This window comes from Floricoccus tropicus, from assembly GCF_001832905.1.
In the GTDB taxonomy this organism is placed as follows: Bacteria; Bacillota; Bacilli; order Lactobacillales; family Streptococcaceae; genus Floricoccus; species Floricoccus tropicus.
This window is the reverse complement of the sequence record NZ_MKIR01000012.1, coordinates 152,271-164,807: the sequence shown is the minus strand read 5'-3', so window position 1 is coordinate 164,807 and position 12,537 is coordinate 152,271. Positions and strand designations below refer to the sequence as shown.

The window sequence follows — 12,537 nt, the reverse complement described above, 5'->3', positions numbered from 1 at the left end:
ATGACGATTTTTGATCAAATAGATAAAATTGATAAAAAACAGCTTTCTCCTCTCTATTTAATATACGGAGAAGATGAGGATATTTTATCTGAGGCAAAGCAAAAAATATTAGAAAAAATACAATTTTCTTCTGATAACTTAAGCCAATCATATATAGATTTGAGCGAGTCTAATAGTAAATTTGCATTGGAAGAACTTGAAAGCTTACCTTTTTTTGATGATCAAAGGGTTGTAATTTATGAGAATTTTTGGGATATATCAACTGCCAAGAAATCTGTCTTTACAGAACAAGAATTAAATCGATTTGAGGGATTTGTAGATAATCCAGTTGATACGACTGTTTTAATTATTATTGTTCATGGGAAACTAGATAATAAAAGAAGAGTTGTTAAAAAACTTAAGCAAAAAAGTATTCTTTTTGAAGCTAATTCTCTTAAAGAAAGTGAATTAAGTAAACACCTACTTGATTTGTCAGGACAAATGGGTATGGACATTTCTGCCACAGCAATGAAAAGATTACTTGAAAAGTCATCTTTCAGTTTTGGATTAGCAAAAAAGAATCTTGATTTATTGAAGTTATATAAACCTCGTGGAGAAATAAGTGTTGCTGATTTAGATTTAGTGTTGCCAAAAACTTTACAGGATAACATTTTTGATTTAACTGAAATGCTACTAAAAGGTCGTATTAAAGAAGCGCGTTCCCTTATCAATGACTTAGTAATTCAAGGTGAGGATGTCATAAAACTGCTTTCAATACTTACAGGTAATTTTAGACTTTATTATCAAGTAAAACTTTTACAGAAAAAGGGAAATTCACAAGCACAAATTACTGAGCAATTAAAAATACATCCTTATAGGATTAAACTTGCTATGCAAACTGTAAGTAAGTTATCCCTAGGATTTTTAAGTCAAACTATATACGATTTAATTAATCTAGATTATCAAATTAAATCTGGACATGGAGACAAAAATTATCTTTTTGATGTAGAAGTAATAAAAATTGCTCTGAGTAGAGTTAAGTAAATATAAAAAGACAAATTCCAAGGGAATTTGTTTTTTTTTATGAGCAAAGTTATAGCTAATATGTTTTTAAAAACATTACATATAGTTATTAACTATTGAATGTAAGATTTATTTGGTATAGCAAAAGTTATCGAAATTTGAGCCTTTTAGTTGACTGAAAAAGGTAAATATTAGAAAATAGACATGTTAACGTTTTCTCATTTGAATTTTTTGTGAAAATGAGAGAGACATTGTTAAATAAATATCGGTTTTTCGATGAATTGTTAATGATATTAAGCAATTTGTCCGATGATTCGAAAATTATACAATAGGAGGGCTTTAATGAAATTAAAGAAACTATTTACTGTCGGAGCTGTTTTGCTAACAAGTACAGCATTATTAGCTGCCTGTTCATCAGGTAGTAAATCATCTTCAAAAATAGAACAGTCAAAAAGTGATTCTAAAGTTACCAAGATTACAGTAGCGCAAACTGCTGACTCTAGACCATATTCATTTATGGATGGAGACAAATTAACTGGTTTTGATATTGAAGTATTGAAGGCTGTAGATGAAGCATTACCACAGTATGAATTTGACTATAAAAAGGTTCCAGATGATTCAATCATAATGGATGTTGATACTGGACGTGCTCAAATTGGTGCAAATAACTTTGGTAAAACACCTGAACGTGAAGAAAAATATCTATTCACGTACCCAATTTCACAAAATGTGAATGCAATTTTTTCTCGTAAAGGGGATAACTTTAAGAGTATAGCTGATTTAGTTGGTAAAAAAACTTTAGTACCAACTGGTTCTAACTATGGAGCAATCTACGAACAATGGAATAAAGAAAATCCAGATAAGAAGATTGACTTTGCATACTCAGAAGATCCTTTAAAAGAAAGAATGGCAGCAGTTGAATCAGGTAAAATTGATTTCATGTTTGCCAGCAAATCAAATGGAGAAATCTTACTTAAAGATAATGGACTTGACCTTGTAAATAATGTCCCTGACTTAAAAGATTATCCTGTATTTGCAACATACGAATATTTCTTGCTTGGTCAAGATGAAAAAGATCTTCAAGCAGCAGTTAATACTGAGATTAAAAAACTTTCAGAAAACGGTAAGCTAAAAGAGCTTTCTGAAAAATTCTATGGGGCTGATTATGTTCCAGGAGAAGATCAATATAAATAACGGTTATAAAATAATTTACTAAAAGATTTTTTAAAAATAAGGAGAAAATCATGGCATTTACATTACCAGAATTACCATACGCATACGACGCATTAGAACCATTTTTCGATGTTGAAACAATGCATTTACATCACGATAAACATCACCAAACATACATCACAAATCTTAATGCAGCTCTAGAAAAACACCCAGACTTAAAAGTTGAAAGTGCTGAAGATCTTGTTAAAGATCTAGATGCAGTTCCTGAAGATATCCGTACTGCAGTTCGCAACAACGGTGGTGGGCATGTTAACCATTCATTCTTCTGGGAAATTCTTGCTCCAAATGCTGGTGGTCCAGCTACAGCTGAAATTGCTGACGCAATTGATGAAGCTTTTGGTTCATTTGAAGCATTTAAAGAAGAATTTAAAACTGCAGCAACTGGACGTTTTGGTTCAGGCTGGGCATGGTTGGTTGTTGATAAAGATGGAAAACTTCAAGTTGTTTCAACTGCAAATCAAGATTCACCATTAAGCGATGGATTAACTCCAGTACTTGGATTAGATGTTTGGGAACATGCATATTACTTGAAATATCACAATGTACGCCCTGACTACATCGCAGCATTCTTTGAATTAGTAAATTGGGATAAAGTTAACGAGCTTTATGCAGCAGCTAAATAATTCTGTAGAAAGCATGTCTTATGGCGTGCTTTTTTATTTAACCATCTGAGGCTACTGGAAAACTGATTTATACACAGGGCTTGATTATTTTGGTATAATACTCTGATGAGCATTTTTCAGAATAGGAGCGTCTGTAAATCTGCTTGATTATTTATACTGTTATTTATCTAATGAACAGTAAATGAGAGAGGAAAACATGAAATTTACAGATTTTAACTTAAAACCATTTATTAATAAGACACTAGAGGATATTAATTTTAAAGAAACAACAGAAGTTCAAGAAAAAATTATCCCTTTGATTTTGAAAGGAAGAGATGTTGTTGGAGAATCTAAGACAGGTAGTGGCAAAACACATACTTTCTTAATTCCTATTTTCCAAAAAATTGATCCTGAATCAGATACTGTACAAGCAGTTATCACTGCACCAAGTCGTGAACTTGCAACTCAAATTTATAACGAGGCTATGAAATTTGTTGCAAATGATGACCGTATTCGTGTAGTTAACTATGTTGGAGGAACTGATAAAAATCGTCAGATTGAAAAATTAGCAAACAGTCAACCACATTTAGTTATTGGAACTCCAGGTCGTGTACTTGATTTAATAAATGCACAAGCATTAAAGACTTATACTGCAAACACATATGTAGTTGATGAAGCAGATATGACTTTAGATATGGGATTCTTAACAGATGTAGACAAGATTGCATCAACTTTTGATAAAAAAGTTCAAATGCTAGTCTTTTCAGCAACAATTCCACAAAAGTTACAACCATTTTTGAAGAAATATTTAAATAATCCCGTAATTGAAAAGATTGCAAGTAAAACTGTTATTAGTGATACAATAGATAATTGGTTAATTTCTACAAAAGGAAAAAGCAATAATAATCAATTATTAGAAATTATTAAAACTATTAATCCATATTTAGCAATGATTTTTGCTAATACTAAGGAACGTGCAGATGAAATTCATTCTTTCTTAGTTAATAATGGATTAAAAGTAGCTAAAATTCATGGTGGAGTTCCTCCACGTGAACGTAAACGTATCATGAAATCAGTTCAAAATCTTGATTATCAATATGTTGTTGCTACTGACCTTGCGGCACGCGGTATTGATATTGAAGGTGTAAGTCATGTAATTAACGATGCAATTCCACGTGATTTAGAATTTTTCGTTCACCGTGTTGGTCGTACAGGTAGAAATGGCCTATCAGGTACAGCGATTACCTTATATGCACCAAGTGATGACTCAGCAATTCGTGATCTTGAAAAAATGGGAATCAAGTTTTCTCCTAAAGTAATAAAAAATGGAGAAATTGTTGATACTTATGATCGTGATCGTCGTGAAAAACGTGAAAAAACTAAGAAAGAACTTGATCCAACAATGATTGGTCTTGTTAAGAAAAAGAAGAAAAAAATTAAACCAGGATATAAGAAAAAAATTGGCTGGGTACTTGATGAGCGAAATAAAAAACAACGTCGTCAAGAACAAAAAGCACGTGGTCGTGCTGAACGTAAAGCTAAAAAACAAAACTTTTAGAGAGAAATGCTAGGTAACTAGCATACGAGGATATTACATGAGTAATAAATTTAAGAAATTATCATTGGGTGTTATAACTGTTGCTGCCGCTGCTCTCCTCGTTGCATGTGGTAATAGTTCTTCATCAAGCAAAACTCAAGAATCATCAAGTGCTAAAAAAGAACAAATTGTAATTGCAACTGATGGTGATACAAAACCATATAGTTACGTAGTTGATGGTAAGCCTACAGGTTATGATGTTGAGTTAGCGAAAAAAGTATTTGAAAAACTACCTGAATATGATGCAAAGGTTGAGGTAACTGAATTTAATTCAATCTTAACTGGTATTGATGCTGGTCGTTATCAAGTTGGTGCAAATAATATTGGTTGGTCAGAGGAAAGAAGTAAAAAGTATATTTATTCTTATCCTGTTTCTAAAACTGATAATGCAATTGCAACTCGTAAAGGAGATAATGTATCATCGCTGGATGATTTATCTGGAAAATCAACAGAAGCATCTGCAGGTGTTAACTATACTGAAATTCTATTAAATTGGAATAAGAGTAATCCTGATAAGAAGGAAATAGTGGTGAATTATGCTGATAATCTACCCTTAGGGACAAGACTCGGCGATGTAGAAAGCAAGAAAGTTGATTTTGTACTTCATGATACAATTTCTTTAAATACTGTAATTAAAGACCAAGGTTATGATTTACAAGTATCTCCAATTAAGATCAAAGATGATGGTAATGCCTATTCCGGTAAAGACTTCTTTATTTTTGCAAATGATGAAGAAGGAAAGAAATTGGAAGAGAAGGTAAATAAGGTATTAGCAGACTTTGAAAAAGATGGGACTTTAAAAGAGTTGTCTAAGAAGTTTTTCAATGGTAACTTTGTTCCAGATGCTAGTGATTATAAATAATTGAGAAAGGTTTACCTATGCAAGGAAAATACAGTTTTCAAGAATTTTGGGCAATGTTCTTTGATAAGATTTTCAATTGGGATGCTTTCGTTGGATCTTTTCCAAACATTGTCAGTAAAATTCCTGTTTCATTAGAAATAACGCTTTTTTCAGCAATTTTTGGTTTAATATTAGCGCTGATTCTTGCAATAATTAGTATTCAAAAAGTTCCTATTTTAAACCAACTTCGACTTTTATTTGTTAGCTTTATGAGAGGAACTCCAATTTATGTTCAATTATTATTGACATATTATGGTATTCCACTTATTCTTCGAGCTATTAACATGAATTATGGTACAAATTATAATATCAATAATATTTCATCTATGTTCTTTGTAATCGTAACTTTTACTTTGAATGAAGCTGCTTTTAATAGTGAAACTATCCGTTCAGCAATTCAGTCAGTTGAAACTGGTCAAATTGAGGCAGCAAAATCTCTTGGAATGACAAGTTTTCAAGTCTTTCGTAGAGTGATTCTACCTGAATCTGCTACTGTTGCTGCAGCACCTCTTGGGAATGCCTTAATTGGACTTTTTAAAGGAACATCTTTATCATTTGTTGCAGGTGTAATTGAAATGACAGCAGAAGCTAAAATTTTGGGTGGAAGTAGCTATCGTATTTTTGAAGCGTATATTGCCTTAGCAATAGTCTATTGGGCTATAAATATTGTTTTTGAAAATATCATCTCATTAATTGAACGCAAACTTGAAATTCCTAACCCTGAAGAGAAGAAGAAGCGTGGATTATTCTCTAATCCATTTGATAACGGAGGGGCTGTACATGATTAAAATAAGAAATTTAACAAAGGCCTTTTCTGGTAATATTGTTTTAGATGGTATTTCACTTGATATCAATTCTGGCGATGTTATTGCTATTATTGGTGCCAGTGGTGCAGGTAAATCAACATTTTTAAGAAGTATTGATTATCTTGAAAAAGCTGATTCTGGTCAAATTGAAATTAATGATTTTAAAGTAGATTTCACCAAAATTTCTAATCAAGAAGTTCTGGAACTTAGAAGAAAGACCGCAATGGTATTTCAACAGTTTAACCTTTTTGAGAGAAAAACAGCAATTCAAAATGTCATGGAAGGTTTGACGGTTGTAAAGAAATTATCAAAAGAAGAAGCGAGTAAAATTGCTGAGCAAGAATTAAAAAAAGTTGGACTGTCTGATCGAATGGATTATTATCCAAAATTTTTATCAGGTGGTCAAAAACAAAGGGTTGGTATTGCAAGAGCACTTGCAATGAAACCTGAGCTACTTCTTTTAGATGAACCAACAAGTGCCCTTGATCCAGAATTAGTTGGTGAAGTTCAAGAATCAATTTTACGAGCTGCAAGAGATGGTCAAACAATGTTACTTGTAAGTCATGAAATGGACTTTGTTTATAATGTTGCTACAAAGATTTTGTTCCTAGAAAAAGGAAAAATTATTGAACAAGGAACTCCTGACGAAGTATTCAATCATCCAAAAAATCCTAGAACAAAAGAATTTTTGAATAGACATGTAAATAATGTTACAATGGATGTAATTGAAAACTAGCAAAAGGAAGACTAATGTTACAATTCACTGTTAAATTATACCTTGAAGCCCTTTTGATCACGGCACTAATGGCATTTGCAATAAGTGTTTTATATATACTTGGGTATATGGCACGTGGTCAAAATAAAACAATCCATCAAAGACAAAATAAGATTTTCGATGTAATGCTGATAAATTTTTTAAGCATTCCAATATTGTCCTTTGCAACTTTGACAATATTGATTATCATCAGATCGCGTTAAAAGATATGAGCTCTTGATTGAGCTTTTTCTTTGGTTTTTTGTGATATAAAGCATAGAATATATTATATAAATTTTAAATTTAGGAGAAATTATGTACGATACAATTATATTGGGTGCAGGCCCTGCTGGAATGACAGCAGCTCTGTATGCTGCAAGAAGTGACCTAAAAGTTCTTTTATTAGAACAAGGAGCACCTGGCGGACAAATGAATAATACTGCTGAAATTGAAAATTATCCTGGATATGAAACAATCATGGGTCCTGATTTATCAATGAAGATGTACGAACCACTTGAAGGATTGGGTGTTGAAAATGCTTATGGAATTGTACAAAGAGTTGAAGACCATGGTGATGTAAAAAAAGTAATTACAGAAGATGAAGAATTTGAAACTAAAACTGTAATCATTGCAACAGGAGCTAATCATCGTCACTTAGGAGTACCTGGTGAAGAAGAGTATGGAGCTCGTGGAGTTTCATATTGTGCTGTCTGTGATGGAGCATTTTTCCGTAACAAAGATATCATGGTTGTAGGTGGTGGAGATTCAGCCATTGAAGAAGCAATCTTTTTAACACGTTTTGGAAGCTCTGTTACAATTGTTCACCGTCGTGATGAATTACGTGCTCAAAAGATTATTCAAGACCGTGCTTTTGCTAATGAAAAAATTTCATTCATTTGGGATTCAGTAGTTGAAGAAATTCTTGGTGATGAGCAAAAAATTACTGGTGTTAAGCTTAAAAATCTTAAAACTGATGAAGTTTCAGAAAAAGAAGTAGGTGGCCTATTTATCTATGTTGGTCTTGATCCAATGACTGAAACTGTAAAAGATTTAGGAATAACAGATGAAGCAGGTTGGGTAATAACTGATGAAAAGATGCGCACAACTATACCTGGAATTTTCGCAATTGGAGATGTCCGTGCTAAAGACTTGCGTCAAGTAACAACAGCTGTAGGTGATGGCGCAGTAGCAGGACAACAAGCATATCAATTTATTAGTGAACTATAGAGCCGAAAAATAGTGTATCATTGATATGCTATTTTTTGATAAATTTTGATAAAATAAAGGATTTTTAGAGATTATAAATGAATAAAAAAGAAATTGGCAATATTATAAAGAGAAAAAGAATAGAGTTAGGTCTAAGCCAAAAGCAGTGTGCATATGGCATTTGTTCTCAACCCCTTTTATCAAATATTGAAGCTGGAAACTATATGCCTTCAGGAGATATATTATTAAAATTATTGAGTAGACTGGGAATTGCTAACTTACAAGATATCTCATTAAATGAATTTTTACCTCTTAGTAGTGATTTCAAAATGAATGAGAAATGCGAATTGTTGTGTCGGAATCATGAGTATTCGAGATTGAATAATTTTTTATTATCAACTGATGTAATAGAATCTGTTAGTGAATTAAACATGCAAAATTACTATTATTATTTAGCAGTTTCACAGTTTCAAATTGGAAATTTAAAAGAAGCTCAGCAAAATTTTAATATAGTATTAATTGAAAATAATAAAAACATTGTTGAAAGATTATGTAATTCTGGTTTAGGTTTGATTTCTGCAAAACTAGGCCTAAAAAAAGAATCGGAAGATTATTTTTGCAAATCATTTTTTGACCTAGATAAAATAAAATATGAAGAGAATATGAATGTATTGTTCTATTTAAAAGCTCTTGCACAAAAAACATTAAAGATGTATTCAGATTCTTTTGAAACAATTGAAGAAGCAATAAATTTTATTTCATCGCATAATTCTCATTATATGCTAGCAAATTTATACTATTTAGGTGTTAGTATTACAAACAATAAAATTAAAAAAATTGAGTATAGTACTAATAGTGATTTGTTCAGAAATCTTTATAAAGAAGAAGTTTTTAAGAAAATATAAGAATTCTTATTTTTTATTTATAATCATCCTCCTATAATTATGTTATTAAGAGAGGGGATTTCAAATGGAAAAATTATTTGAAAATAAAACAGTAATAAGTGCTGATATTGATGAAGTGAAAAATATTTTAGCCTCATCTAATATTTCACAATGGGCATATGATATTTCGGGATCAACAGAATGTGGTGATGATTTACTTGAATTAAAACGACCTAAAAAAACTTTTAATGGAAGAGAGATTTTGAATATTACTGATGGTGGTAATGAAGTATTTTATGACATAAAAGGAGATAAATTAGATTATAAAATTAAGTTCGAGTTGACTTCAATAGGAAATTCTACATTGATAAATGAAATATTTTACGTAGAAAGTAGAAAAAGTTTTATGATTATTTTAAAGATAATGAAGCCCATCATAAAAAAAGAATTTATGAAAAATTTGAACACTTTGGCTTATATTTTAGATACGTAATATAGAGTGTAATAAATAAAAAGCAAAAATAATAAGTAATTTATTTTTGCTTTTTATTTATATTTAGTTCAAATATTTTTTTAATTTATTTTGATTTTCTTTGTAATAGTATTCTTTAGGTAAATATATTTCAGAACCATTTTGATCAAACATTTCGCCAGTTTTATTTACCAATTTATTAGATAATGAAAGATACTTTCCAACCGGAACATTTGTATTTTTAAGATTTCTTGTCCATGGCATAAGATTGCTTCTAACTTCTCCAGGATAAAAAGAGTTAACCATTATATTATAATCAATAAGTTGATCAGATAAATAAATCATTAATAATGTTTTATATGAAATTTCCCATGAAGCCATCTCTACTACGTTATTCTGAGTTGAAGGAATAGGTATATTATTTATTGCAACTGGATTTCCAGTTACTATGAAAACTCTAGATTGTTGTGATTTGGAAAGTAACGGAGTAAGAAGGGTAATAATTTCATAATGAGATTGCAAATTGCTTCTTATATTTATAGTAGGTGATGTAGGATATACTCCAAAAGTATCTAGTAATACATCAATTTTAGAAAGTTTATTGTTCAAAATATCTACAATTCTTTTTTGTTCGTTCTTTTTTGTCAAATCTCCTAAAATGTAATTTATTTTATTATTTGAAATTATCTTTATTTCTTTAGCTTTATCTTCATTTCTTCCAACAATTGTAATATCTGTATCATAAGGTATAAGACTCAAAGCTATTGCTTTCCCAACACCTGATGTTCCACCTAAAATTACTATGTTTTTATTCATATTAATCACCTCTTATATTTTATACATTAATACTAATACGAAAACAACTTTTTTATAATAAGCGTTCTTATATTTTTATACAGAATAGTTTGTGTCTTACTAAATCTATTCCTTATATTATATAATAAATTAAAAAAATGATAATATTTTTACGATATATTGTATAAAAAATTGAGGAGTAGATTAGTGAGCGAAGAAAAGAATGTATTTTCCGGAGTAACTTTTGAAAGACAAGATACCCAAGTTAAAATTGAAACGTGTGGGTATCGTGATATAGCCAATAAACTATCAATTCATGCAGATACTAAATTTGGTACTGCATCAATGGGTAAAACATTTATTGCAGTTGCAATTATGCAATTGATAGAATCTAATAAATTATCTTTTTCTACGACAATTAAAGAAATTTATAATGGTTCATTAGGTACAATCGAAGATAATATAACCATACATTAGCTACTGACTCATACATCAGGTATCCAGGATTATTTTGATGAGTCAATTAATGATGATTACGAAAGTTTATGGAAAGAAATTCCAAACTATTCAATTCGAAAAAATAGCGATATTTTACCCTTGTTCATAAATAAGGTTCAAGATAATACTAGACGAGGAAAGTTTATATACAACAATGCTGGTTATGTTCTTTTAGCTGATATTATTGAAAAAATAGATAGCGTCACCTTTGATAATTTTTTAAATGAAAATATTTTTAAAAAACTTAATATGACTAATACTGGATATTACGAACTTGACCAGTTACCTGAAAATACAGCTACAAGTTATATAAAGACGAAAAATGGTTCTCCTCGAAGTAATATTTATTCTATTGATTCTAAGGGAACTGGAGCTGGTGGATGCTTTACTACAGTAATTGATATTTGCAATTTTTGGGATGGACTTTTTTCATTTAAAATTATATCAGAGGAAAGTGTCTCAGAAACGTTTAAAAAGCATTCAGAAAGTGATGATGAAAAATATGGATTAGGATTTTGGCTGACTAAGGATGAAGAATATATCTACATGGAAGGAAGTGATCCAGGAATTTCTTGTATATCTTTATATAATCTAAAAGGAAAAAATATTTATACGGTAATAAGTAATTATGAAGACAATGTATGGCAAATGGCTCGTGATTATTTAGTTAGATAAAAATTTATTCAAAAAAACAAGATTATCAAGCAATTGATAATCTTGTTTTAATATTTTCACCATTTTGATAGTGAAATTTCTCCACTTGAGATAATTTTTTGACCTTGGTCAGTATCTATAATTAGTTCACCTTTATCAGTAAGGTCAATTGCTTTACCTGTATATTCTTCACCATTTTGTTCGAAAGAAACTTCGCGACCTAGAACTAATGAATGATCCTTGTAAATCTTTAAGTAGTCTTTATCTAATAGGTAGAAGAACTGATTCCAAATTTCTGCGATGAGTTCATTTCTTGTGATAGGTGGATGTTGAGTGAAAAGACTAGTCACCTTATCCTTTATATCATCAGGGAAATTTTGAATCGCAAAATTAAAACCAATTCCAATAATAACATCAGTTACAGTACCTGATTCAACATCAGTTTGTGCTTCTGTTAAAATTCCAGCAAGTTTTTTACCATTCATATAGATATCATTAACCCATTTGATCTGAGTATCAATACCAGTTAAGTTTTGAATAGCTTGAACAACTGCAGCAGCAGTTAAAACAGTATATTGAGGCATATCAGAGAATTTAACATGTGGTTTAATAACTAAACTCATATAAATTCCACGACCGTTTTCAGAATAGAAACTTCTTCCAAAACGTCCTCTAGCTTGTTCCTGTGCATTTGCTAAATAAAGTGTGTTTTCTTCCAAGTCCTTTTTAGCGTCAGCCTGAGTCGAAGCACTTTCGGGTGTAATTTTTACATCCTTAACGTCAATTGCTTTCTCAACAATTTCACTTGCATTGAGAAGATCACCTGCGATAAGCTTGTAACCACGATTTTTTACTGAGTCGATTAAAACTCCGTCCTTCTCCAAAGCCTTGACAGCCTTCCAAACACTTGTACGGCTAATATCTAAGACAGTTGCGATTTCTTCACCATTAACATAGTCAACAGCGTCGAATAAAATTTTAAATACTTTTTCTTTTGTAGTCATAAATTAATTATACCATTAAATGTAAAGAGTTACCTTTATTTAAGCATAAAGGTTTATGAATATTTATAATGAGACCAAGACATTAATATTTACAATGATCTTATAAAAATCTTTTGCTACTTATTAAAA

Annotated in this window: 13 protein-coding genes and 1 pseudogene; 12 read left to right on the top strand and 2 right to left on the bottom strand. The window is 30.6% G+C overall.

The features are described from left to right. From holA to BG261_RS04365, 11 genes are all read left to right on the top strand, one after another. A complete protein-coding gene (gene holA, locus BG261_RS04415; RefSeq protein ID WP_070791954.1) occupies nt 1-1,023 on the top strand; it encodes a DNA polymerase III subunit delta in 1,023 nt (340 codons plus the stop codon). Between the two features lie 321 nt (nt 1,024-1,344). Continuing rightward, nucleotides 1,345-2,196, top strand: coding sequence for a transporter substrate-binding domain-containing protein (locus tag BG261_RS04410; RefSeq protein ID WP_070791953.1), 852 nt, complete (start codon nt 1,345-1,347; stop codon nt 2,194-2,196). Nucleotides 2,197-2,246: 50 nt separating this feature from the next. After that, nucleotides 2,247-2,858: a superoxide dismutase gene (locus BG261_RS04405; protein ID WP_070791952.1), complete on the top strand. Its 612-nt coding sequence runs from the start codon at nt 2,247-2,249 to the stop codon at nt 2,856-2,858. 196 nt (nt 2,859-3,054) lie between these two features. Then, a complete protein-coding gene (locus tag BG261_RS04400) occupies nt 3,055-4,395 on the top strand; it encodes a DEAD/DEAH box helicase (RefSeq protein WP_070791951.1) in 1,341 nt (446 codons plus the stop codon). Between the two features lie 37 nt (nt 4,396-4,432). Next, complete coding sequence (locus BG261_RS04395) at nt 4,433-5,296, top strand: transporter substrate-binding domain-containing protein (RefSeq protein ID WP_070791950.1); 864 nt, start codon at nt 4,433-4,435, stop codon at nt 5,294-5,296. Nucleotides 5,297-5,313: 17 nt separating this feature from the next. Then, a complete protein-coding gene (locus tag BG261_RS04390; RefSeq protein ID WP_083318269.1) occupies nt 5,314-6,123 on the top strand; it encodes an amino acid ABC transporter permease in 810 nt (269 codons plus the stop codon). Then, nucleotides 6,116-6,877: an amino acid ABC transporter ATP-binding protein gene (locus BG261_RS04385; RefSeq protein ID WP_070791948.1), complete on the top strand. Its 762-nt coding sequence runs from the start codon at nt 6,116-6,118 to the stop codon at nt 6,875-6,877. The genes BG261_RS04390 and BG261_RS04385 overlap by 8 nt, the downstream gene beginning before the upstream one ends. Before the next feature lie 14 nt (nt 6,878-6,891). Beyond that, nucleotides 6,892-7,119 carry a DUF4059 family protein gene (locus BG261_RS04380; RefSeq protein ID WP_070791947.1) on the top strand — a complete coding sequence of 76 codons (228 nt, stop codon included), beginning with the start codon at nt 6,892-6,894 and terminating at the stop codon, nt 7,117-7,119. A 91-nt stretch (nt 7,120-7,210) separates the two neighbouring features. Then, a complete protein-coding gene (gene trxB, locus BG261_RS04375) occupies nt 7,211-8,122 on the top strand; it encodes a thioredoxin-disulfide reductase (RefSeq protein ID WP_070791946.1) in 912 nt (303 codons plus the stop codon). A 77-nt stretch (nt 8,123-8,199) separates the two neighbouring features. Further along, nucleotides 8,200-9,006 carry a helix-turn-helix domain-containing protein gene (locus BG261_RS04370; protein ID WP_070791945.1) on the top strand — a complete coding sequence of 269 codons (807 nt, stop codon included), beginning with the start codon at nt 8,200-8,202 and terminating at the stop codon, nt 9,004-9,006. 64 nt (nt 9,007-9,070) lie between these two features. Beyond that, the gene (locus BG261_RS04365) at nt 9,071-9,478 is read left to right on the top strand and encodes a hypothetical protein (RefSeq protein ID WP_070791944.1); all 408 of its coding nucleotides are present in this window, start codon (nt 9,071-9,073) and stop codon (nt 9,476-9,478) included. A gap of 63 nt (nt 9,479-9,541) precedes the next feature. Here BG261_RS04365 and BG261_RS04360 read toward each other — a convergent pair whose 3' ends face one another. Next, a complete protein-coding gene (locus tag BG261_RS04360) occupies nt 9,542-10,273 on the bottom strand; it encodes an SDR family NAD(P)-dependent oxidoreductase (protein ID WP_070791943.1) in 732 nt (243 codons plus the stop codon). A 186-nt stretch (nt 10,274-10,459) separates the two neighbouring features. Here BG261_RS04360 and BG261_RS04355 point away from each other — a divergent pair. Next, a pseudogene (locus tag BG261_RS04355) lies at nt 10,460-11,425 on the top strand (serine hydrolase domain-containing protein). A gap of 56 nt (nt 11,426-11,481) precedes the next feature. Here the strand turns inward: BG261_RS04355 and birA are convergent. Beyond that, nucleotides 11,482-12,408 carry a bifunctional biotin--[acetyl-CoA-carboxylase] ligase/biotin operon repressor BirA gene (birA, locus tag BG261_RS04350; protein ID WP_070791942.1) on the bottom strand — a complete coding sequence of 309 codons (927 nt, stop codon included), beginning with the start codon at nt 12,406-12,408 and terminating at the stop codon, nt 11,482-11,484. Nucleotides 12,409-12,537: the final 129 nt, after the last annotated feature.